Origin of the sequence: Aliiroseovarius crassostreae, assembly GCF_001307765.1 — a bacterium.
Classification (GTDB): Bacteria; Pseudomonadota; Alphaproteobacteria; order Rhodobacterales; family Rhodobacteraceae; genus Aliiroseovarius; species Aliiroseovarius crassostreae.
Genome location: NZ_LKBA01000019.1, coordinates 584,627 through 607,588, shown reverse-complemented (window position 1 = coordinate 607,588; position 22,962 = coordinate 584,627). Strand labels below are relative to the sequence as shown.

13 protein-coding genes and 5 pseudogenes are annotated in these 22,962 nt (G+C 56.1%); 11 read left to right on the top strand and 7 right to left on the bottom strand.

Going from position 1 to position 22,962, the window contains the following annotated elements; translation table 11 throughout:
* Nucleotides 1-254: 254 nt before the first annotated feature.
* The 7 genes from AKJ29_RS15635 to AKJ29_RS15610 all read left to right on the top strand — a co-directional run bounded on the left by AKJ29_RS15635 (nucleotide 255) and on the right by AKJ29_RS15610 (nucleotide 7,813).
* Nucleotides 255-1,610, top strand: a complete 1,356-nt coding sequence (locus tag AKJ29_RS15635) for an ABC transporter substrate-binding protein (RefSeq protein ID WP_055192381.1) — start codon at nucleotides 255-257, stop codon at nucleotides 1,608-1,610.
* 54 nt (nucleotides 1,611-1,664) lie between these two features.
* Entirely contained in the window at nucleotides 1,665-2,657 is a 993-nt protein-coding gene (locus tag AKJ29_RS15630) for a carbohydrate ABC transporter permease (protein WP_055192379.1), read from the top strand.
* Nucleotides 2,657-3,790, top strand: coding sequence for an ABC transporter permease subunit (locus tag AKJ29_RS15625; RefSeq protein ID WP_055192378.1), 1,134 nt, complete (start codon nucleotides 2,657-2,659; stop codon nucleotides 3,788-3,790). Before AKJ29_RS15630 ends, AKJ29_RS15625 begins: the two co-directional genes overlap by 1 nt.
* Nucleotides 3,787-4,935, top strand: a complete 1,149-nt coding sequence (locus tag AKJ29_RS15620; RefSeq protein WP_235477611.1) for an ABC transporter ATP-binding protein — start codon at nucleotides 3,787-3,789, stop codon at nucleotides 4,933-4,935. Before AKJ29_RS15625 ends, AKJ29_RS15620 begins: the two co-directional genes overlap by 4 nt.
* A gap of 158 nt (nucleotides 4,936-5,093) precedes the next feature.
* Nucleotides 5,094-6,221 carry a peptide chain release factor 2 gene (prfB, locus tag AKJ29_RS15615; protein ID WP_055192501.1) on the top strand — a complete coding sequence of 376 codons (1,128 nt, stop codon included), beginning with the start codon at nucleotides 5,094-5,096 and terminating at the stop codon, nucleotides 6,219-6,221.
* Nucleotides 6,222-6,323: 102 nt separating this feature from the next.
* The gene (locus AKJ29_RS19510) at nucleotides 6,324-6,821 is read left to right on the top strand and encodes an SWIM zinc finger family protein (RefSeq protein ID WP_139231503.1); all 498 of its coding nucleotides are present in this window, start codon (nucleotides 6,324-6,326) and stop codon (nucleotides 6,819-6,821) included.
* A gap of 203 nt (nucleotides 6,822-7,024) precedes the next feature.
* Nucleotides 7,025-7,813: a DUF2189 domain-containing protein gene (locus AKJ29_RS15610; protein ID WP_055192376.1), complete on the top strand. Its 789-nt coding sequence runs from the start codon at nucleotides 7,025-7,027 to the stop codon at nucleotides 7,811-7,813.
* A 119-nt stretch (nucleotides 7,814-7,932) separates the two neighbouring features.
* On the opposite strand, the gene AKJ29_RS15605 is transcribed toward AKJ29_RS15610, so the two are convergent.
* From AKJ29_RS15605 to AKJ29_RS15595, 4 genes and pseudogenes are all read right to left on the bottom strand, one after another.
* Nucleotides 7,933-8,436: a bactofilin family protein gene (locus AKJ29_RS15605; protein WP_055192374.1), complete on the bottom strand. Its 504-nt coding sequence runs from the start codon at nucleotides 8,434-8,436 to the stop codon at nucleotides 7,933-7,935.
* On the bottom strand, nucleotides 8,426-9,739 hold the full coding sequence (locus AKJ29_RS15600; protein ID WP_235477610.1) for a M23 family metallopeptidase: 1,314 nt from the start codon (nucleotides 9,737-9,739) through the stop codon (nucleotides 8,426-8,428). Before AKJ29_RS15600 ends, AKJ29_RS15605 begins: the two co-directional genes overlap by 11 nt.
* 194 nt (nucleotides 9,740-9,933) lie before the next feature.
* A pseudogene (locus AKJ29_RS19010) lies at nucleotides 9,934-10,116 on the bottom strand (DUF455 family protein); the annotation flags it as partial.
* Nucleotides 10,117-10,498: 382 nt separating this feature from the next.
* Nucleotides 10,499-11,210 (bottom strand): annotated as a pseudogene (locus AKJ29_RS15595) (IS3 family transposase); the annotation flags it as partial.
* A gap of 525 nt (nucleotides 11,211-11,735) precedes the next feature.
* Here AKJ29_RS15595 and AKJ29_RS19505 point away from each other — a divergent pair.
* Both AKJ29_RS19505 and AKJ29_RS20640 read left to right on the top strand, forming a co-directional pair.
* Nucleotides 11,736-12,479 (top strand): hypothetical protein, encoded by a 744-nt coding sequence (locus AKJ29_RS19505; RefSeq protein ID WP_139231539.1) that lies wholly within the window; start codon nucleotides 11,736-11,738, stop codon nucleotides 12,477-12,479.
* Between the two features lie 339 nt (nucleotides 12,480-12,818).
* Nucleotides 12,819-13,506 (top strand): annotated as a pseudogene (locus AKJ29_RS20640) (integrase core domain-containing protein).
* 305 nt (nucleotides 13,507-13,811) lie between these two features.
* Here AKJ29_RS20640 and AKJ29_RS19490 read toward each other — a convergent pair.
* Nucleotides 13,812-13,992: pseudogene (locus AKJ29_RS19490) on the bottom strand (IS5/IS1182 family transposase); the annotation flags it as partial.
* 1,348 nt (nucleotides 13,993-15,340) lie between these two features.
* Here AKJ29_RS19490 and AKJ29_RS19000 point away from each other — a divergent pair.
* Together AKJ29_RS19000 and AKJ29_RS15570 are read left to right on the top strand one after the other, a co-directional pair.
* Nucleotides 15,341-19,861 carry a Hint domain-containing protein gene (locus AKJ29_RS19000; protein ID WP_082392632.1) on the top strand — a complete coding sequence of 1,507 codons (4,521 nt, stop codon included), beginning with the start codon at nucleotides 15,341-15,343 and terminating at the stop codon, nucleotides 19,859-19,861.
* Nucleotides 19,862-20,123: 262 nt separating this feature from the next.
* Nucleotides 20,124-20,816 carry a Hint domain-containing protein gene (locus AKJ29_RS15570; RefSeq protein ID WP_055192373.1) on the top strand — a complete coding sequence of 231 codons (693 nt, stop codon included), beginning with the start codon at nucleotides 20,124-20,126 and terminating at the stop codon, nucleotides 20,814-20,816.
* 122 nt (nucleotides 20,817-20,938) lie between these two features.
* Here AKJ29_RS15570 and AKJ29_RS15565 read toward each other — a convergent pair.
* Both AKJ29_RS15565 and AKJ29_RS15560 read right to left on the bottom strand, forming a co-directional pair.
* A pseudogene (locus AKJ29_RS15565) lies at nucleotides 20,939-22,151 on the bottom strand (IS5 family transposase).
* A gap of 179 nt (nucleotides 22,152-22,330) precedes the next feature.
* Complete coding sequence (locus AKJ29_RS15560; RefSeq protein WP_055192370.1) at nucleotides 22,331-22,960, bottom strand: nucleotidyltransferase family protein; 630 nt, start codon at nucleotides 22,958-22,960, stop codon at nucleotides 22,331-22,333.
* Nucleotides 22,961-22,962: the final 2 nt, after the last annotated feature.

Genomic DNA, 22,962 nt, shown 5'->3' with positions numbered 1-22,962 from the left:
GGCCGTATCGCGATCAGTTTCCACTCGCCTGTTGCGCAACGTGGCCGTGTTCTGCGCAAGGGGTTCAGGGCCGGGAAGGCAGGGGGGGGTAGGGTATTTGCTCTGGTTGTAAAACTTGCGCGCAATACATTGACAAGAAGAGTGAGGCGCGCGAGTTTTGATCACTGGTCGGCACTGGTCGGCACTGGCAGGCCATGGTTTGTCCGGGGCCAATCTCGGGCAAATATGTGCCAGTTGATGGGCTTGGAGGGTATATGAGGCAGGTTCTTGTTGCAGGGGCTGTTGCGTCGATCTGTTTGGGGGGCGGAACCGCCCGCGCTGCAGAAGCGTTGATCTTTCCACCGGGCAGTGGGGCTTTTTCCTGGGACAGTTATCATGCCTTGAGCGATTTGGATCTGTCGGGAGAGGTTCTGACCATTTCAGGGGGCTGGCTTGGCCCGGATCAGGCAATGCTGGAAAATGTGATTGCCTATTTCGAACAGGCAACCGGGGCGGATGTGCGCTATGCGGGATCTGACAGCATCGAACAGCAGATCGTGATCGATATCGAAGCGGGGAGCCCCCCCAACATCGCCATGTTGTTTCAGCCGGGTCTGGTTGAGCAGTTTGCCGCGCGGGGAAAGCTGACCCCACTGTCTGAGGACACGGTCACCTGGACGCTTGAAAACTATGCGGCCGGTCAAAGCTGGGTGGATCTTGGCACCTTTCGGGGACCGCAGGGAGCACCGGCACTTTACGGGTTTGTCTATAAGGTCGATGTGAAGTCCCTGGTCTGGTATGTGCCGGAAAACTTTGAGGAGGCAGGCTATTCCGTGCCGGGGTCGATGGAGGAGCTGATCGCCCTTACGGATCAGATTGTGGCGGATGGGGGCACCCCATGGTGCATCGGTCTTGGTTCTGCCGGGGCCACCGGATGGCCGGCAACCGATTGGGTCGAAGATTTCATGCTGCGCAGTTTTTCACCCGAGGACTATGACGCCTGGGTGCGCAATGATATGCGCTTTGACGATCCGAAAGTGGTAAGCGCGATCGAGGCATTTGGCCGGATCGCGCGCAATGATGCCTATGTTGCCGGGGGCGCGCAGGCGGTGGCCACCACCGATTTTCGCGACAGCCCTCAAGGCTTGTTTGCCGCGCCACCCCAATGCTACCTGCATCGTCAGGCCAGCTTTATCCCGAGTTTTTTCCCTGACAGTGTCGAAGTTGGGCTGGACGCTGATTTCTTCTATTTCCCGGCTTTTGCGGACAAAGATCTGGGCAAGCCAGTGCTTGGGTCCGGTTCTCTATGGGTGATCACGAAAGACAGCCCTGCGGCGCAGGCTTTCATGGAGTTTCTGAAAACGCCAATCGCGCATGAGGTCTGGATGGCGCAGAAAAGCTTTCTGACCCCGCATAAAGGCGTGAATACAAGTGTTTACACCGATCCCACCCTGGCCAAGATGAACGATATTCTGCTTCATGCGGATACGTTTCGCTTTGACGGTTCCGACCTGATGCCCGCCGCGATCGGGGCGGGGGCGTTCTGGACCGGCATGATCGACTATGCCAGCGGTAAGGAGGCCGCATTTGTGGCGCGTGACATTCAGAAGACCTGGGATACACTCAAATAATCCGCCCGTCCCCTTGGGGCGCCCAGGGCAGCACCGGCATGTGGAAAGGAAGACATGGCGCAGATCTTTGCCGTAACTGGTCTGATCGTGATCAGCCTGTCTGTCTGTGCAGGGTATTTCTTCTTGTCGAACTTTGTTCTGGACTGCTGCCTGCCCGGCAGAGGTAAAAACGCGCGCCGCAACTTGCGCTGGGGCGGTCTGATCCGCCCATGGTTATTTCTGCTGCCCGCGCTGGGGTTGCTGTTGATCTACCTTGTCTACCCCGTATTCCAGACATTGCGCCTGTCCGTGATGGATGTAGGCGGCAACTGGGTGGGGGGTGACAACTATGTCTGGCTTGCGCGGGACGACAAGTTTCGTGAAAGCCTCGGCAACAACATTCTGTGGCTGATGGTTGTCCCCGCAGTTTCGACCGCGCTTGGCCTTGTGTTGGCAGGGGTGACAAACCGGATCCGTTGGGGAGGTGTCGTTCAGAGCCTGATTTTCATGCCCATGGTGATCAGTTTCGTCAGCGCGGCGGTGATCTGGAAATTTGTTTATGCCTATCGAGGGGCAGGGCAGGGCGACCAGATCGGCCTGTTGAATGCCATCGTCACGGGCGCCGGTGGTGCGCCGCAGGCCTGGATTGCCACGCCCATCTGGAACACATTTTTTCTGATGGCCATTCTGATCTGGATCCAGACCGGATTTGCGATGGTGGTCCTGTCTGCCGCGCTGAAAACGCTTCCCTCGGATACGCAGGAGGCCGCCCGTCTTGACGGTGCAGGGACGTTTCGGATCTTTGTGCAGATCCAGCTGCCACAGATCCGGGGAATGATTGCAGTGGTCTGGACCACCATCACGGTGACGGTGCTGAAGGTCTTCGATATTGTCTTTGCAATGACCAATGGGCAATGGGGCACACAGGTTCTGGCCAATCTCATGTATGACTGGATGTTTCGGGCGGCCGATCCGGGGCGGGCGTCTGCGGTTGCCGTGGTGATCATGCTTCTGGTGACACCTGTGATGGTCTGGATGATCCGATCCACGGGCCGCGCGTCGCGCTGATGAGAGGTGTGTCGCATCATACTCCCCTGCGTTGGGTCGCAAATTCTGTCGCGGTTCTGCTGGTCCTTTTGTGGATCATGCCGACACTCGGGCTGCTGGTCAGCTCATTTCGGGATCGGGATGCGGTATCGGCAAGCGGGTGGTGGACGGCGCTGCAGCCTTCTGAACAGGTCCTGAAACTGCGCGCACCTGCGCCAGAGGGGGCGATCCGACAGGGGGAGGACTGGGTGCTGACGGGCAATCTCCTCAATGGAAAGCAGGGCAGGGTGCTGCGGTTCGGCCTGATCGCCGCGGCCCCGTCGGCCATGCGCGCCGGGCAGGTGGCTTTCCATCGCTCCGGGTATCAGGTCCGGGTTGAGGAGAGCGGTGATTTTGTCATCACCTACCCGGAACGGCCGGAGGGATTGAAGCCGCAGCGGATCTTTGTCGTGGTCGTAACCCCGCCGCAATTCACGGCACAAAACTATCTCAAGGTGCTGCGCGCCGAAGGCATGGGGCAAAGTTTTGTCAATACGCTCACCGTCACGCTGCCATCCACCATTTTGCCCGTGCTGATTGCCGCATTTGCGGCCTATGCGCTGACCTGGATGGAGTTGCCCGGTCGGCCACTTCTTCTGGCCAGCATTGTCGGGTTGCTGGTGGTGCCGCTTCAGGTCGCGTTCATCCCGCTTCTGTCCCTTTACAATCAATCGGGTCTGGGGAAATCCTATCCGGGGATCTGGCTGGCCCATACCGGGTTTGGCCTGCCCTTCGCCATCTTTCTGCTGCGCGCCGCGATGGCACGGCTGCCGGCCGAGCTGATCGAAGCCGCGCGCCTTGATGGGGCGGGGGAATTGCGGATTTTTCACACGATAGTCCTGCCGCTGATATTCCCCGCGCTGGCAGGCCTGTCGATCTTTCAGTTCCTCTGGGTCTGGAACGATCTTTTGGTGGCCCGCGTGTTTTTGGGTGCGGGAGAGGAGCATCTTGTGATGACGGGCCGGATCGTTGAGATGATGGGGACACATGGCGGCGAATGGGAATTGCTGGCCGCCTCCGCTTTCGTCTCGATGATCGTGCCGCTTTTGGTCTTTTTCGTCTTGCAACGTTGTTTCATTCACGGCCTTCTGAGCGGGGCGGCGGCAAGAGAATGACCAACATGCAGGGCAGGGAACATGAACAGATCGGGCTGAAAATTTCGGGCCTTTCAAAATCCTTCGGATCCGTCAGCGTGCTGCGCAATCTGGATCTTGAGCTGCGCCGGGGGGAACTGCTTGTGGTGGTCGGCCCATCGGGCTGCGGTAAGTCCACGCTTTTGCGCCTCATTGCCGGTCTGGAAAAGCCCACCCATGGTGACATCCATATCGCGGGCAAGGAGGTGGGCTGCGTTGCGCCCAACGCCCGCAGAGTGGCCATGGTGTTTCAGAACTATGCGCTTTATCCGCATATGAGCGTGTTTGATAACATGGCCTATGCGCTCAAAATCGCCAGGTACCCAAAGCCCGAAATCAAGGCCAAGGTCCATGGGATCGCCGAGCGCCTGCGCCTCTCGCCATATCTGGATCGCCTGCCCAGAACATTGTCCGGTGGCCAGCAGCAGCGGGTTGCAATTGGCCGCGCAATGGTGCGCGATCCGAAACTTTACCTGTTTGACGAACCACTTTCCAATCTCGATGCATCGCTTCGGGTCTCCATGCGGAGCGAAATTGCCCGACTCAAGGCCGAGATGCCCGAGAGCACGATGATTTATGTGACCCATGACCAGATCGAAGCCATGACACTGGCGGACCGGATTGCAGTGCTTTCTGATCAGGGGATTGCTCAGATCGGGACACCGATGGAGCTTTATGACCACCCGCAAACCGAGTTTGTGGCGCAGTTCATCGGCAGTCCCGAGATGAACATGCTGCCTGCGCAGATCAGCCGGACAGGGGCAGACACCGAGGTCACACTTGCCGGGGGCGGTGCGGTGCGCGCCCCTATGCCCTCCAGCCCGGATCTGGAAGGCGCCTTCGTGACACTTGGCGTGCGTCCTGAACATATCGCCCTGTCTCCCGAACCCGACCTTCTGAGCGCCTCGGTGGAGCGGGTCGAAGCTCTTGGGGATGTCAGCCATGTCCATCTCGCCATAGAAAACGCCGATACGCCCAAGATCGTCGCCAAACTGCCCGGTGATCACACAGGGCTGCGCTCTCGGCGGGTGTCGCTTTCAATCCAGCCGCAAAAGCTGCATCTCTTTCACAATGGCCGCGCGCTGCCCGGGCCTTCTCATTTTCTGGACAGAAATATCCCGGGGTGAGCACGCAGTGCAAGGGGCAGGGCCCCTCTCGCGCCCGCGCCGCTCAAACACCGGATGAAATATTCCATCCTTCCCCTGATCCTTCCCCGGATCACAACTTGCCCAACGCCCCGCTGATTGCTATTGCGGGGAACGGAATTGAAACAGAGGATGAACCCATGCGGGCAGAAGCTCAGAAAAACGTAGATGCCATCGAGAAATCTCTGGCCCTCCTGCGCGAGCGGATCGGCTGGGAAACAGCAGAGCACCGGCTGGAAGAGTTCAATGCGATGACCGAAGATCCCGACCTGTGGAACGATCCGGAGCGGGCGCAGAAACTGATGCGGGACCGTCAGACGCTTCTGGATGCGGTGAACAGCTATAAATCCATGGCGCAGGACATGCAGGACAATATTGACCTGATTGAACTGGGCGAAATGGAAGAGGATGACGAGGTTGTCTCAGAGGCAGAAGCCGGTCTGCGGGCGCTGGTCGAAAAGGCTGCTGCGGCTGAGCTTGAGGCGCTTCTGGATGGTGAAGCTGACGGCAACGATACGTTTCTTGAGATCAATGCAGGTGCTGGCGGCACGGAAAGCTGCGACTGGGCGTCGATGCTGGCGCGTATGTATGTCCGCTGGGCCGAAGCGCATGGTTACAAGGTCGAACTGCAATCGGAAAGTGCGGGCGATGAAGCCGGGATCAAGTCCGCCGCCTACAAGATTTCCGGCCACAATGCCTATGGCTGGCTGAAATCGGAAAGCGGTGTGCACCGCCTGGTTCGGATTTCGCCCTACGATTCAGCTGCGAAACGTCATACGTCCTTCAGCTCGGTCTGGGTCTATCCCGTGGTGGATGACAATATCGAGATTGAGGTCAACCCCTCTGACATTCGCATCGACACCTACCGCTCATCCGGTGCGGGGGGGCAGCACGTGAACACCACGGATTCGGCGGTGCGGATCACCCACATCCCGACGGGGATCGTGACCACCAGTTCGGAAAAATCCCAGCACCAGAACCGGGACATTGCCATGAAGGCGCTGAAATCGCGCCTTTATCAGATGGAACTGGACCGGCGGAACGCTGCCATCAACGAAGCGCATGAAAACAAAGGGGACGCGGGATGGGGCAACCAGATCCGTTCCTATGTCCTGCAGCCCTATCAGATGGTCAAAGACCTGCGCACCGGCCACGAAACCTCGGACACGAAAGGGGTTCTGGATGGGGATCTGGATGCCTTCATGGCCGCTGTTCTGGCCCAGGACGTTGCGGGGAAATCTCGTGCCGAAGCGAACGCTACCGACTGATCGGGGTGGCGGATCTTTGCAAAGGGGGCCCTCGCGGCCCAGCCCCTGACGGTAAATGTTGATAAAATATTCGGCTGGCCATTTCTCGGCCAGCTTCTTTCAATGAAACAAGCACTTAGTCGGCTTCCAAAGGCAAGGCTTTCCAAAGGATGTCTCGAAGATTTTTTCGATGGCCGGCCGAGTGAACTACAGAAGAAGCTTTCTCCTCTCGGGCGAAATGAGCTATCTCTATTCAGCAAACTATTAGGCAAGGAAGAATTGATGGCAGAACAGTTTTCTTTTGAAGTAGCTTCATCATCCACCGGGGAAATCTACCACGTGAGCGTTGTTCGAGAAGGAACAAATCTAACGTGCACTTGCACTTGTCCCGCAGGGCAGAAGCGGACAGCTTGTAAACACCGCCTTGGTATCCTCCAGGGCCGCGATGGAGGTGTCACAGGAGGTGATGTCGAGAGCATTGCTCGCATGCCGACTCTCTTGAGCGGAACCGATGTCGAGAAGGCAATGAATGATCTATCGGCCATCGAACTGAAAATGGCTACTCTGAAGAAGAGCGTAACGGCTGCGAAGAAGGCTCTTGGCCGCGTTCTCGATGATTGATTAGACATTCATTTAGCCTGCTAAGCAAAAATGCGGCCAACAGCGGCCGCATTTTCAACATATACCGTCAGGGGCTGGCCCTCGCGGCCCCTTTTTTTATATCCATTGCAACAAATTCACATGTTCAGGAACTTGACGGAACGCCATTCCCTCGTAACACTCGTAACCACGCGCGAGATAAAGAAAAAACGCAGGGAGAAAGAATGACGGATGCAACGGAACTGGAGGCTTCTGCGCCCCCAACGATTAACCAGATCACAATCTCTGACGTGATGGCGGCGCTCAGGAATGGTTGGACCGATTTCAGGCGTGCCCCGGCCTTTGGTCTTTTCTTTGCGCTGTTTTATGTGCTGGGTGGAATTGTTCTTTATCTTGAGTTTGAGGTGATGGGGCAAAGCTACTGGATCATCCCCGTCGCGTTCGGATTTCCCTTCCTCGCGCCGTTTCTCGCGGTTGGGCTTTACGAGGTCAGCCGCCGGTTGGAGCAGGGGGACGAGCTGGATTGGGCCCAGATCCTCGGGTCTGTCGTCAACCAGAAAGACAGGCAATTTCCGTCGATTGCCATGGTGCTGATCATGGGGTTCCTGTTCTGGATCTTTGTCGCGCATATTGTGTTCATGCTGTTCATGGGGTTGCAGCCCATGACCAATATCACTTCGAACTGGCAGGACGCGCTGCTGAACCGAAACGGGATTTCCATGCTGGCGGTGGGAACGCTGGTGGGGGGCGCCATGGCCTTTGTGGCGTTCTCGATCACCGTGTGCAGCCTGCCGATGTTGCTGGACCGTGAAATGGATTTTATCTCGGCGATGATTCACTCTTTTCAGGCGGTCATGCAAAACCTTGTGCCGATGGTTTTTTGGGGAGGGATCGTGACGGTGGTCACACTGCTGGGGATGCTGCCGCTGTTTTTTGGACTCTTCATCGCGCTGCCGGTGCTGGGCCATGCCACCTGGCATCTTTACCGTCGCACCATGAGTTTTGAGGGCTGAGGGGGCGTTTCCAGGTATTGCTGTGATCCAACAATATCTGGCAAGGCTTTAAGAAAAGGCATCTGCCTGCAACGCCAAAGGCCGCCCCGGGGCGGCCTTTCTACATGTGTAGAGCGCTCTTATTCTTTCGGAGCCGCCGGGGCCACAGGGGCCGATGGGATCGGCTTGGCGCCTTTGGACAGCGGATCATCCTGACGCTGCACGGATCCCTCGAAATGCGCGCCGCTTTCGATGGCGATGGTCTTGTGAATAATGTCGCCTTCGACACGTGCGGTCGAGGTCAGGCGCACTTTCAACCCGCGCAGGCGGCCGATGATCCGGCCATTGATGACCACATCGTCACCAACCACTTCGCCCTTGACCGTGGCACCTTCGCCAACCGTCAGCTGATGGGCGCGAATATCCCCTTCGACGGTGCCTTCGATAATGATATCGCCGGTCGAGCGGACGTCACCCTTGATGACGATGTCCGAGGACAGGGTGGATGCAGGCGGTTTTGCCTTGGGGGCTGCGGCCGGAGGGGCTGCAGGGGTCGGAATGGCGGGCTTTTCGGGGGCGGCTGCTTTTGCGTCGGTGTCGCCGGCCTTGGGGCCCGGTTCATTGATCCTGGATTTAGAAAACATCTCGTCCTGCCTTGATGTAGATCATCGGGTTGATGGGCTTGCCGCCGACTCGCACTTCGTAGTGCAGATGTGGTCCGGTGGACCGCCCAGAGTTTCCAATATCACCGATTCTGTCGCCGCGCGATACCCTTTGGCCCTTTTTCACCCGAATGGCAGATTGATGCGCATATCTGGTTTCAATTCCGAACTCATGCTGGATCTTGACCAGACGGCCATATCCCGAGCTCCAGCCGGCAAAGGTGACGACCCCATCGGCCGGTGCATAGATCGGTGTGCCGATCGGGGCTGCAAAATCGGTGCCATTATGCATGCGTCCCCAGCGCCGCCCAAACCCGGAGGTGAAGCGGAAACCGGATTTCACCGGCATGTCGAAGGGCATTTTCTGTGCCGCAATGCGGTAAAGGTTCATCTGATCCAGCCGGCTCAGGATCTCGTTGGCGCGCGTGGCATCGGCATCGGGTTCGCCGCCACGGGTCGAGAGGATCAGCGGCGTCATTGGCCCACCTTGGCCGGAATAGCCACGTTTGATCTGGCTCAGGATTTGATCCACTGACATGCCGGATTGGCGGAACATCTTGTCCATCGGTTCCATCGAGACCGAGACCGCATCTTCAAGCTGGCGGAAAATCTGGTCGTTGCGCTCGTCGCGCAGACGGCTTTCATAGAACATTTCCTGAGCGTATTGCTGCGCTTCAAGGGATTGCTCTGCCAGCAGATCCCGTTCGACCGCGGTGTTTTCGAGGGCGGCTGTCAGGAATGTCAGGGTGTCACGCGCCTGTTTCGGAAGCGGTGAGGCCTTTTGTTCTTCACCGGCTTTCTCGGCAATCATTGCTTCGAGGCTGTCGCGCGCATCATCCCGTTCGCTCAGGGTGCGGCGCAGGGTGCCCTGGATGACGCCAATACCGGTTTCCAGTTCGCGCAGGCGTTCTTCCGAGGCCAGAAGCTCGCTTTGCATGTCCGAGATTTCCGTGAGCGCCTCGCTGAAACGTGCCTGGGCTGCCGCGGCCTCTTCCGCCCGGGTGTCACGTTCGGCTGACAGGCTTTGCAGGCGCTTTTCATAAAGCTGCTTGTCGCGTTCGGCCTGATCGCGCAGGTTGCCCGAACCGATACTGTCCATCAGGAACACGGCGGTGGCGATAATGGACCATGCGACAAACAGGGTTGAGCCGGTCCAGCCGATCAGCTGGGTCATGGGGGTCAGGCGAATAAACCGGGTGCCATCATCCGATCGCAGGAACAGGCGCTGCTCCGGAAAGAAACGCTCCAGCCCGTGATTCATTTTGTCGATCAGACGTGTCTTCAAGACAGACCTCGCTTTTCGCCCCGGTTGAGGCTTCCCATTCCCCGGCATTTTCGGACCTTTTTCGCGTGGCCCGTTAAATGTTCGGAAAGGGATTACCGTGCGACCGGCGTTGGTGCAAGAAATTTTGCCCCCCAAGGCAGTTATGTCGCAATCCGGGCAGGATGCCGCCGATCCGATCCCGGGTGGGTCTGTGGTTATGGGGGCGTGCCCCCTGCACGTTTCGGTGTCTCTTCGGCAAGCGGCCAGTAGAAGTCGGGGGGCAAGCCGGCTTCGGCCCGCTTCTCTTCGTTGAAAGGTGGTTTGAGCGCGCCATGGAAGTAACGGCGGACCAACCCGTGAAACGTGTTTTTGGGATCAAGATCATGGCGGCCACAGAGGACGTCATTATACCTATCAAACTATGCCGCGCGAACGACCATGTGTGTGGAAATCATTTAAAATTAAGTGCTTAGCTTGATGCAGTACTTCCTAGTTTAAAAGTTCCGTAGAAAAATAGGAAGTTTTAGGGGGCTTTGGGGCAATGTCCGCGAAGACTTTGGCCTCAAGTCAGACTGTATGAGCGCTCATTCAAAGGTTAATGACCCTAGTCCTACAGTTCGATTTTGCTTGGTTAATGCCCAAGATCGAACTTTTCTGCTGTCAGTTTTGGTAGGCATTGCCAAGTTCAACTACTGCCGGGGGTTCTGTTAACAAAGAGCAAAGAGGTTGTCCTAAATTTTAGACCAGTTTGCAGCCGGTTTAAGGTGGATCAGGGGTTCATTAGGCTGCTATTTTCATCGGCTGTGTTTTGCTTGCATAGGCTTCATCGGGGGTCAATAAGCTGTGTGTCGAGTGCGGGCGTTCGGAATTATAGTAGCTCAGCCACTTGCCGATCCCGGTGCGCATTTCTGAGCCTGTCTCAAAGGCATTCAGATAGACGCATTCGTACTTCAACGAGCGCCACAGTCGCTCGATCATCCGGTTGTTACGCCAAGCGCCTTTCCCATCCATGCTGATCTTTATCTTTGCGTCCACCAACACGTCGATCCATGCGCCACTGGTGAACTGGCTGCCTTGGTCACTGTTGAAGATTTCCGGTGTGCCGTGATTGGCCAAAGCCTCTTTCAGAGCCTCCACGCAAAAATCTGCGTCCATGCTGTTCGATAGCTGCCAGCTCAACACTTTGCGGCTGTGCCAATCCATAATGGCGATAAGGTACAAAAACCCGCGCCGCATCCATTGCCCGGCAGGCGATTTGCAGGGCAAATCTGCCGAGAGGGGGTATGTAAGCAATATCCGCGCACCAGGCTTGGTTCGGACGATCAATCACCATGTTGCGCAGCAAGTATGGCCAGACCTTATGCTGTGGATGCTTCTTGCTGGCGTTTGGTTCCTGATAGATCGGAACCAAACGCATCAGACGCATTAACCGTCGTACACGGTGCCGACCACATTGATGCCCATTACGTTTCATGTTGGACGCCGTACTTCTTGGACAGCTCAGCCAACGTCATTTCTTCGCGGATCGCCTCAAGCGCAACCTTGGCCTTGAACTCGGGCGAATGGTTCTTTCTTTTCTTCATTTTGGATCATCACTTTCGTCATGCGATCCACCTTAACGACTGGCCCAAATTTCCGCGACCACCTCTGTCCCGGCTGATCCCAAAATCCCGGGCAATCCGGCGTCCGCTCAACCCTTCTTCAAAGTGAGCGGGACGAACCTTCAAATATAAATCCACGGGGAATATCCCCAAACCCTCCCGAAATCCGAAAGGGCAAAAGTGGCCGACTTTTACGCCGCCCGCGACAACACTATGCCGCCGCTACCGTGGCCGAGTACTGCTCCGCCATTCTCACGCTCCGATTGTACGTGACAAAAACCGCCGTTTTAGGTTCGGACGGCACCAATAATTACGGTTCAAAACGTAGCGCCATCAGCTGATGTGACACTTCAGCCATGGAAATCCTTACCTTGACAAGGGGCTTGCCCCTACATCAAAGATATGGAGAATTACGGATGGCCGCTTCCAACCTCAATAGGCGCACCTTAATGTCACTACTCCCCGTTAGCGTTTTCGGTTTGGCAAGCTGCGCCTCTGGTCAATCGTCATATGATCCACGCTTAGAAACAGACGCGCAGTTTCAAGCAATGGTGTTACGCAGGATGCCTGACTATCGTTTAACATCCTCTATCACCAGGCGCGCTGTGGTGCGTTCGCCGGGATACGCGCTTATGGGTGTCAGGCGTGGTGATAGCCCTCAGACTGTTATCCGCGATTTCCTGGCTCAGTTTGAGGATACTGGGCTGCCTGCAGTTGACATATATTTTGACCAAATCACTAGGCATGGCGATGCGTGGCGTGTGAGATTTCCAGGGTGTCGTTCCGGGGAATGTGTAACCGCTGCGCAGGATTTAACCTTGGAGCAAGTTTCAGAAGAAGTGCATAATAGGTACCGTGCAGATCGCACCTCACTCGGATTTAAAAAGCATGTGATAGCTGAAGCGACCCTTTCAGAGGTCGCTTACCAGGCTGAAGTATCTGTGGGTTATGACTATCGGGGCCGCGTTATTGGTTATCGAGTGAGAACCAACCGCGCGCCAATAAATGACGCGGAACGTGAATGGGTAAGGCGCAATGCCAGATCACGATTTTCTCATCCGGTTAATGTTTTTCAATATTCACATAATCTCGCGCTTGGTGTGAGCGAATTTTATGATGACGGGCCTAGCATCGGTGGCAACCTTTCAAGGGGATTATAATCATGAGTTTTTGGGGTGGGGTATCCGATGCAATCAGCTCAGTCGCTGAAAGTATCGGAAATGCGATAAGTTCGATAGCGGAAGGGATCGGCAATGCAGTTAGCGGTGTCGGCAGCTGGATACCCAACAATATCATAAACCCAATTGGCGACACTTTATCCGGTATTTTTCAAGGATCTCGTGGAGCGGATGGTTTATCAGAAGATGAGCAAGCTATTCTCGCCGCATGTCAACGGCAGGGTAAAACCCTGCCACTGTGGCGGAGGAAAAGCAGGCCAGTTTGTAGTGGACTTGTCCCGGTTTAGTTCCGGCCCTTTGAGAGCAATATTGCCTTGAACTATGGCAAACGGACACAGTGAAGAGTTCAAGCGGGATGCGGTGCGTATCGCTCTGATGCGCGGCCTGACGCGGCGACAGGTTTCTGCGGATTTTGGGGGGCCTTTCAACGCTGAACAAATGGATCACATCCTTTGACGAAGAAGCGGTTGTTTCCGGGCCCGATCAGGATCTGGCACGGGAGAATGAACGGCTTCGACGGGAGAACCACATCCTGAAGGAGGAGAGGGGCGTGCTAAAAAAGGCCACGGCCTTTTCGCGAGGCAAAAGACGTGAGGGTCGCATTCATCGACCAGTACGACGGTAAACTCAGCCAGCGCCAGCTCTGCTGGCCTGCCTGGAGTAACCGATCGTGGCTACCGTTCATGGCGATCAATCTGCCCCCCCGAAAGGCTGCATCCATCACACCGACCGCGGCAGCCAATATTGTTCGCATGAGGACCAGAAGCCGCTGAAACAGCGCGGCTTCAAGGTCTCGATGGGCGGCAAGGGAAATTGCTATGACAACGCTGCCCTTGAGACCTGCTTCAAAACACTGAGGGCCGAGCTGGCCTGGCCGCAACCCTGGTACATTCGCCGGCAATACGAACTGGCGCTGTTCCAGTACATCAACGGTTTTTACAACCCACGCCGACGGCACTCAGCCCTTGGATACAAAAGCCCCGTGACTTTCGAACGGAAAGCCGCTTAACATGAGAGCTCTTGGTCCGGAACTAAACCGGGACAAGTCCAGACTGCCCACGTTCTTGCGCGTATTGACCGCCTGACATACGTTCAGATAGCACAAGAGGTGGCGAAGCATTTTCCTGAGCCGCGTCGCATTGGCACGAGCACCATTCATGCTTGGACCAAGAGGCAACAGAAACGCTGATCCGAGAAATCCGGCCAAATATTCGCCGTCAGGATCATCACGGAGCATCTCGGGACTTACAGCCTCTTCCGGTATCAAACCTTTGAAATGGACCTTATTAAACTATGTGATAACTAACATAACGATGGGATGCAGGGCTTGATCCCTTTGTCTTCAAGCGCTTTGCGATACCAGTCGGCATCGTAACCGCGATCAGCGAGCAAGTGTTTGGCCGGCGGCAGATCCTCCAGCAGCGCCCGCCCCCCCTTTTTTCAGCCCCGGGCTGGAGGCTGTGCGGTGTGCCTTCAGGAGGGTCGCGTCGATCAACCAGAAAAGATCGCTCACGTCACCGCTCCATTTTGGAAGCGATGCCCGAGTAAAGCGTTTCGACTCTAAGGTCAGGACCCTAAAGCGTTTTGGGATAAACTTGAGACACATATTTATTCCGAAACGCCCACGACATTGATATCTCTTGCCGCGTTTCGGTTTTGCCCTGTGTCAGGTTAAAATCGAAACGCTTTAAAATATAGTTGGCTCTCGAATCGAATTTGCCGAAAAAAGTTGTTTCTGAATTGATTTCAATGTTCGGGGAAACCGGAAATTGACGCCCGGAAAACGGGTTTTCCCGGGGCAGAATGCTGTCGAGTTTAAAAAAAATTTAGAGTTAATCTTTACCTTAAGTCATCCCCGATACTATCGCTTAGATCGAAACAAACCCGCGCTTAAGGAGAGGTGGTCCGGGCCAAAATACATCCTAAAGGTGGTGTGAAATTGTCTGTATCTGTCTTTTCTTGCAGAATGCAACATCTCTGGGTTGTAATTCGTGGTCGCGGTGGAAACAATTCCTTTCATGGTTAAATTCTCATTCTCTCCTCACCTTCCATAAAAATTAACTATTTTGAGACGTTACGGGTAGGTCGGGTGCATTTTCCTCTTTTGAATGAGAGTAGATTTCGATAAATTGTAACAGCCCGACTGGGGGGTAATGTCATAAGGCCACGGGGGCGGCCGCACGTAAAACATGGAGAAGTCCGTGTGGCGAGTGTGTCCGTAATTTGTGCTGCACAGCCATTTGACAGGGTGACGCATGAAAGCGGGTAGAGGCACTCTACCGGTGGTTCATGCTGTGGCTTTGTCTGGTCTGACTTCTCCTCAATAGGGTGTGTAAGGAGTGTGTTCGTATGACTGGGTCGGTTTCTGCTAACCGGCCACCAAGGTCGGACGGGTTTGGGACGAAATAGACGCGATGTGGTCCGACATTTCGAGACCGTGCCGGAACAGGGTCAACCTGGTTGGTACGCCTCTTCGGTTGGAAATAGTGGTCGGAACGTCCTGCGCATCTCTTACGCGGTAATGTGGAGTTTTGGCACATTGGTTATTGGGAATGCCAAGTGCTTTTGAGGTTGAGGGGAACGTTAGGTGAATAGTGGTTTTTTCTGCATGTGCAATCGGGGGGCGCTGCGTCCATCCTTGGCATATGCACTGCCAGACTTGGTATATGCACTGCCAGTTCCGGACAATTTTTATCAAACGCCGTTTGGTCATGCCACGCGAGAATTAGCCGTGTTGTCAGCACGGCTTTTCGACGGAGTATCCGGCGTTCTCTCTACTATTTATGTGATTTTTGCTGCCAAGCCTGGGACCGCAGCGGATGTGAGCAAAGGGACCAATTGAAATGACTGCTTATACTTATCCGACATTGATCTATCTTGGAAATTTTGCCACGACCGACAGCTATGAGGGGGATTATGCCTCTGAATACGCGGGTAATCTTGTGGGGGTATCCAAGGATTACTCCGAGATGCAATTGGTGCAGGTTACCGCGGTCGACATCGATAATGACGGTGTCATGGAAGATGATGAGTGCAACCCCAATTGCGATTATATCAGCTACAATCTGGGATCGGGTTCCACCAATCAGTATACCGATGGCACGATGGAGCTGAAGGTCCTGCTGACCCTGGCCGATGGCTCTCAAAGCTATGTTGATGTGGTGGCCATGCAGATGCAGAACGGTGACCTGTTCATCTCTGATCTGCTGAATGGAGGCACGCTGGATAATCTTGAGATCTCGAATGTCGAGATTGTTCAGGTCAATGGCGCAAACTATTCCGGCTGGCATACCGATCAGAGCGTGGACAATACCACGCTGGTTGCGCCAGACCCCCAGCAGGACGGGATTGTCGAGGGGACCGAAGGCGCGGATGTGATTGATGTCAATTACACCGGTGATCCCGATGGCGATATGATTGACAATGGCGATGCGATCCTACCAGGTGAAGCGCCGCAGGACGATATTGTCATCGCAAAAGGGGGCGATGACCTGGTGAAATCCGGCGAAGGCGATGATGATGTTTTCGCGGGCGCCGGGGATGATACCGTCTATGGCGGGGCCGGGAATGATCGGATCTATGGTGACAGCGACAATGCGTCAGGCACCCAGACGGTCCGGGAAAGCTTCGAGTGGGACAAAGCCCCGGATCCCGATGATAGCACAAGCATTGATAATGACGACTTGCTGACCAGCTTCACCCAGAACACGGGCAATGTGGATGTGAGTTTCACCCTCGTGAACCAGAGTTCTAGCTCGGTGACCGAATTCTCCACCGACCAGCAGAACATCAGCGATATCCATGGCGATGGTGAGGTGATCAACGCCAACAGCTCGCTCAACAACGTGTTGAATGGGGCCGGGAATACCGCAACCTACACACTTGAGTTTTCGTCGGATGTCGAAAATATTTCCTTTAATATCAACGATATTGATGGCGATGGTGTTGTAAAGGTTTATGCCTATGTGAATGGGGAACGGGTCGAGGTTGATATTGATGGCGGTTCCAAGCTGCTGCTCAAGGACACCGACGGTCATGCGGGTAATGAGACCATCGACAGCTCAGGTGGCTATCTTGCAGACACCAGCGACGAGTATTCTGCGACGATCTCCATCGCGGGGCCGGTCGACAAGATCGAGATCGTGCATTCGCAGGATGGCAGCAACAATTCGGGCATCAACATCACCGATGTGTATTTTGATGCTGAGAGCAGCGGTGGATCTGATCTCGGGGCTGGAAATGACGAGCTGCATGGGGGCGAAGGGGACGACCTGATCTATGGTGGTGCGGATAATGACACGATCATTGGCGGCACCGGTCAGGATACACTGCACGGGGATGATGACCGTGACCTGTTCATCGGTGCCAATGCCGGTGACTTCGTTGATGGTGGCGAAGGCGGGGATGATTTCGATACGCTGGATCTGTCCGGGTCCGGTCCGCTGCGCGTGGATTATGACGCCAGCAATCCTGAAAACGGGACGGTTACCTTCTTTGACCAGTATGGCACCCCGACCGGCACCATGGATTTCATCAATATCGAGAATGTGATCCTGCCTCCGAACCAGGGGCCGGATGCCAATGATGATCTGGCAACCGTGGATGAAGACAGCTCGGTTGTGATTGCCGTTCTGGATAATGACACCGATCCGGAAGGGGACCCGCTGACGGTTACCTCGGCCTCGGCCGACCATGGCACTGTCACAATCAATCCAGACGGAACCCTGACCTATACCCCGGACCCCAATTACAACGGGCCGGACAGCATCACCTATTCCGTTTCGGATGGAAACGGTGGCACGGATACAGCCAGTGTTGGTGTGACAGTGACCCCGGTGAATGATGCGCCTGTTGCGGTCGATGACAGCGCGACCACGGCCTATAACAGCTCCGTGGTGATCCCGGTTCTGGACAATGATACGGATGTGGATGGCGATCTTCTGACCGTGATCAGCGCCAGCTCGCCGGATGGGGATGTGACAATCAACACGGATGGAACGCTGACCTTTGACCCGAACCCGGGTTTCGAAGGAGAGGCGACCATCTCGTATACCGTGTCCGATGGCAATGGCGGCACGGATAGCGCCAATGTGACCGTAACGGTTGACGAGCAGCCCCTGGACGGGATTGTTCAGGGCACCGATGGCAATGATCTGATCGACGTGAACTATACCGGCGATCCCCATGGCGACATGATCGACAATGGCGATGCAATCTTGCCGGGGGAAGATCCCGACGATGATATCGTGCTGGGGTTCGAAGGGGACGACACGATCCTGTCCGGTCTGGGCAATGATGATGTCTATGCCGGCAGCGGAGATGACTCGGTTGAAGGTGGCGTTGGCGACGATCTGATCTATGGCGACAGTGATTTTGACCCCACTGCCGGGCCCGAACCGATCACTGTCTCGATCAACATTTCGAATGCAGCGTTCGAGAATGAAGTCTTTGCCTACACGATTGATCCGGACACCGGAGAGATCACCAATGTGGTGACACTGACGCCGAACGCCCATGACAATATCGGTGATAGTTTTGAATATACCACCACCCCCGGTGCCACGATCGGTGTCGGGATTGTCAGCCCCCAAGGCACGTTCTACTCGTCCGGCTATGGCGACAATGTGGATCTGAACCCGGATGGGCTTGTGCACACAACCGGCGTCAGCGAAAACCCCGATGGCTCGATTTCCATTGGTTTTGAAGATCTGAACGGGTTGGGGGATGCGGATTTCGACGATGTTGTCGTGACCATTGACCTCACCAATTCGGGTGTGACCTTTGACAATGCCCATTACGAATACAGCTCGCCTGTGCCGGGTGAGGTGATCGACACCGGGGCCAATGGCAATGACACGCTGAATGGTGGCGATGGTGACGATACGATCCATGGTGAGGGAGGTGACGACCTGATCGATGGTGGTGCGGATGATGATGTCATCACCGGCGGTGACGGCTCCGATACGGTTCTGGGCGGGGACGGCAATGACCTCATTGACACATCCGGATCGGAACCTGCCTCGGATTACGGGTTCGAGCCCTATGTCCCGCAAGACACCGATATGGAAAATGACCGCGACAGCGTTGATGGCGGGGCGGGTAATGACACCATCTCGACCGGAGATGACCGCGATACCATTACCGGCGGCACCGGAGAAGACAGCATTGACGGTGGTCTGGATGATGACATCATCGATGGTGGCGCGGACAATGACTCGATCATTGGGGGCCACGGTGCGGATGATATCGACGGCGGAACCGGCAATGACACGATCTGGGGCGGGCTTGGCTCCGGTACGGATGATCTGAACATCATCGACGCCAGTGATCCGCGCCCGGACAATGGGCTGGATACGATCCATGGTGGCGAAGGCCATGATGTCATCTACGGTCAGGACGATGACGATATCCTGTATGGGGATGCCGGCAATGACACGATCGACGGTGGTATCGACGAAGACAGCATCTATGGCGGCGAAGGTGATGACAGCCTGCTGGGCGGTCAGGGCGATGACCTGATCGACGGCGGGGCCGGCAATGACCGTATGTTCGGTGGCGATGACCGGGATACCTTTGTCAACGTGAATGCCGGCGATTACGTGGATGGCAACGAAGGCGGAGATGATTACGACACGCTTGATCTGAGCGGCTCTGCGCCCGAAAACGGCTCACTCCATGTCACCTATGACCCGAACAATGCCGAAAATGGTGTGGTCGAGTTTTTCGATGAAAATGGCATCAGCACCGGCACGATGGAGTTCTTCAATATTGAGAACGTCATCCCCTGCTTCACGCCGGGCACGCTGATTGCAACGCCGAAAGGTGAACGCCGGGTCGAAGAACTTCAGGTTGGTGATCGCGTGATTACCCGTGACAATGGCATTCAGGAAATCCGCTGGACCGGCGCCAAACCGATCAGCTGGCAGGAAATGCAGGGGGCCAACCACCTCAAGCCGATCCTGATCACGGCGGGCTCTCTGGGCAATGGGTTGCCGGAACGCGACATGATGGTCAGCCCGAACCACCGTATTCTGGTCGCAAACGACCGCACCGCGCTTTATTTCGACGAACGCGAAGTGCTGGCAGCGGCCAAGCATCTGGTCAACAACAAGGGGATCTTCCAGGTCGAGCCGCGCGGCACCACCTATCTCCATTTCATGTTCGACAATCACGAAGTGGTTCTGTCGGACGGGGCATGGACCGAAAGCTTCCAGCCGGGGGATCACTCGCTCAAGGGGATCGGAAATGCGCAGCGCAACGAGCTTTTCGAACTTTTCCCGGAATTGGAAACACGGGAAGGGCTGGAAGGTTTCTCGGCGGCTCGCCGCACGTTGAAAAAGCATGAGGCGGAATTGCTGAAATGAGGAATCAGTCGATTTAGAAATCGCTTTCTTCAGGTTTCAGCGGGGGGCTGAAACCAAAGGGCTCACGCATTAGGCGTGGGCCCTTTTTATGTTTTCATCCCCTGAGTGAAAATTGGGCAATTCCGCGGCAAAAATAGGGTGGCTTGGTCGGTAAAGCACTGAAATTTAGTCGAATTTATCTGTAATTTATGCTGTCTGTTCACATTTTGGGCATGTTTGATCAGTAAGTTCGAGGGACGAAGTGTTTTTCCGAGGTGAGCCAATGGTACTTCTCCGCAATACAGGCCGGTTTGTTGAAAATGAACTGAGTTATCTGGACGTTTTGCAAACCCATGGAGAGCCAATCTCCTCGGTGAGCCGTGCGTCTGAGAAATTCAGCACATCCGGCCTGTCTTGCAATACGCCGGTAAAAACCGCTCGCGGGACCGTGCTGGCGCGTGACCTTCGTGCAGGAGATCTGGTGAAAACGAAGGATCACGGATTTCAACCGCTCCGTTGGATCGGTCGCTCCCGTCATGCCGCGCGTGACGCGGCTTTGGTTCGGGTGTTGAATGAAAACCACAGCCGCAGTCAGATGTTGATGACGGCGGATCATCTTGTGTTGTTTAACTCTGCCCATGCGGAGCTTCTGTTCGGCAAGTCAGAAGTGCTGTGCCCGGCGCGGGGGCTGGCGGTTTCGAACCGCCTGGAACTGGAAAACTCGGCAACACCAACCTTGTGCCACCTGCTGTTTGACGGGTTCGAACTGATCCATGCAGGGGATTTCTGGGTTGAGAGCCTTGTGCCTGATATTGCGCGGATCAAAGCAGTCTCACCGGATTTTGCAAGTGAGATCATTGCCGCTCTGCCGCGGCTCGCGCATGATCAGTCGATTGCCAATTATCTGCAGGATCGGATAGTGCTTGATGAGCGCGAGGCCGGTGTTCTGGTTCAGCTTGAACAGGATCGCTGCTGATGCCTAACAGGTCGCTGAAATAGTCGCTGAGCCGGAACGCTTTCCCGTCGTCAGGTCCGGTTCGACTGAAGTGTCATGTCTGTCGGCGCGCCCACGGCTCGCTTCTGGGGCCATCTTTCCCTTCATACCGCCAGCAACCTCGGCAGCGGGGCAAGGTTGTTGGCGGCCATGGTCAGGATGAAGCGGGACCGGATGCGTTCGACGCCCCGATACATGGTCTGCGCCATGCCGCCGACGGTTTTGGCCCATCCGAACGGCTCTTCGATCTTCTTTCGGTGCTGCTGGGATAGAGCGTAGCCCTCGTGCCGGGTGGTTCGGCCATCGATTGCTGAAAATCTCGTTTTCTGGGCGACATGGGGCGTGACGCAGGCTTGGCGCAGGTCGGACACGAACCCGGCCGCGTCATATCCCTTGTCGGCACCCAGCGTCAGCTGCCGCGTCGATCCGGGGGAATGTCGATGGATCATGTCCAGTGCCGCCTTGCGCTCGGCATGACCGTCCATTGCCCGGCAGGCGATTGCGCAGCAATCTGCCGAGAGGGGCCTGGGTCAGATCACCCTGCACGACCAGCCCGTTGCGGTTCTCCATCAGAGTATGCCCCATGAAGCACAGCATGGCACCCGTGCCGGGGGATTTCTTGTAAAGGCGCGCATCCGGATCGGTGGTCGAGGCATGCGTCGCGTTCGAGCGCTTCTCGCCCTTGAAGTCGACCTCGGCATTGCGGTGGTGGCGTTTGTTGCGGGGCATCGGGTCTGTCTCGGCTGGGGTCTCGGAAGGCGCGGTCTCAAGGGGGCCAACAGGCGCGGGCGGATCATCGGATCCTTCATCGTCAGGCGGAGCGGCTTCAGCCTTGGGCTGGAAACTTTTCATCGATGCCCAAGCCTTGATGAGCGTTCCATCGACCGAGAAATGTTCGTCCGACAGCAGCGGCGCGACCTCGCGGTGCGCCAGGATCGCCGCCATTACCTTGCGCGACATTTCAGTGGTCAGAAGCCGGTCGCGGTTCTTGGTGAATACCGTGGGGACCCATACCGGATCGTCGATCCCGAGGCCCACAAACCAGCGGAACATCAGGTTGTAATCCATCTGTTCCATCAACTGCCGTTCGGAGCGGATCGAGAACAGGATCTGGAGCAAGCTCGCCCGGATCAGCCGTTCCGGCGGGATCGAGGGGCGGCCGAAATCCGTGTAAAGCACTTCGAATTCGCCATCGAGGCTGGCAAGCGCGTCATTCACCACCTGCCGGATCTTGCGCAGCGGGTGTCGCGGCGGGATGCGCTCCTCAAGATCGACATAGCTGAACAGCGACCCGCTCGTCTCGTCCGTTCCGCGCATCATACCCCCCCCGCCGTAACCATCCCGGATGGTGAATCATGTTCTCAAACCGCTGTCGAGGCAGGACTATTTCAGCAGCCTGCTAAAGCGTTTCGAGATTAACTGGAGACACATGTTTATTCCGAAACACCCACGACATTGAGATCTCTTACCGCGTTTCGGTTTCCCCCTGTATCAGGTTAAAACCGAAACGCTTTAATCCAATCTTCCTCGGTATCGAGATCCAGAATAGCGGCGTCGCCGGGCAGGGGGATCAGATGGACCTTTTCCCGGGCCAGTATCTTCTGTGCCCCATGGTCACCGGATAGCTGTGCAATCCGGGGAAACAGACGCCGGGGAAGACGGACAGGATGGCCCGGCGTGTTTTGGCTCGAGCTGTCCTGACACGAAGCACCACGCCAGATTTCGTCCGATTGCCCCGCATGTGCGACGGTTTGCATGTTGCCTGATGTAATTTTCGGCATGTCCGCAAGAACAATCAGAACACTGTCATACCGGCCATCAATATGTGCCATGGCCGTAGAGAGGCTCTCTCCGATACCAAGATGTGCGTGGGGGCTGGTGACCGGGGTGATCCCGCATGTGCGGGCAATGTTCCAGCGACCGGGAAAACTCTGTTCCGGAGGCAGGATCAGAACCAGGTCCAACCCGCTGCCGCGCACCGCGTCGATCCGATCTTCTAGGAGGGTCTTTTGCAAGCCTGCCCGTGGGAGGGGCAGCAAAAGCTTGTCGATTGGGGGCTGCCCCCCCATCCGCTGCGACTGGCCTGCTGCCAGAAGAACAACACAAGGATGGGGGGGCGCCGTCATTT

Excerpts from the sequence above, each read along its gene's own strand:
- AKJ29_RS15635 (WP_055192381.1), top strand. The coding sequence starts at position 255 with ATGAGGCAGGTTCTTGTTGCAGGGGCTGTTGCGTCGATCTGTTTGGGG.
- AKJ29_RS15630 (WP_055192379.1), top strand. The coding sequence starts at position 1,665 with ATGGCGCAGATCTTTGCCGTAACTGGTCTGATCGTGATCAGCCTGTCT.
- AKJ29_RS15625 (WP_055192378.1), top strand. The coding sequence starts at position 2,657 with ATGAGAGGTGTGTCGCATCATACTCCCCTGCGTTGGGTCGCAAATTCT.
- AKJ29_RS15620 (WP_235477611.1), top strand. The coding sequence starts at position 3,787 with ATGACCAACATGCAGGGCAGGGAACATGAACAGATCGGGCTGAAAATT.
- prfB (WP_055192501.1), top strand. The coding sequence starts at position 5,094 with ATGCGGGCAGAAGCTCAGAAAAACGTAGATGCCATCGAGAAATCTCTG.
- AKJ29_RS19510 (WP_139231503.1), top strand. The coding sequence starts at position 6,324 with ATGAAACAAGCACTTAGTCGGCTTCCAAAGGCAAGGCTTTCCAAAGGA.
- AKJ29_RS15610 (WP_055192376.1), top strand. The coding sequence starts at position 7,025 with ATGACGGATGCAACGGAACTGGAGGCTTCTGCGCCCCCAACGATTAAC.
- AKJ29_RS15605 (WP_055192374.1), bottom strand. The coding sequence starts at position 8,436 with ATGTTTTCTAAATCCAGGATCAATGAACCGGGCCCCAAGGCCGGCGAC.
- AKJ29_RS19505 (WP_139231539.1), top strand. The coding sequence starts at position 11,736 with ATGGCCGCTTCCAACCTCAATAGGCGCACCTTAATGTCACTACTCCCC.
- AKJ29_RS19000 (WP_082392632.1), top strand. The coding sequence starts at position 15,341 with ATGACTGCTTATACTTATCCGACATTGATCTATCTTGGAAATTTTGCC.
- AKJ29_RS15570 (WP_055192373.1), top strand. The coding sequence starts at position 20,124 with ATGGTACTTCTCCGCAATACAGGCCGGTTTGTTGAAAATGAACTGAGT.
- AKJ29_RS15560 (WP_055192370.1), bottom strand. The coding sequence starts at position 22,960 with ATGACGGCGCCCCCCCATCCTTGTGTTGTTCTTCTGGCAGCAGGCCAG.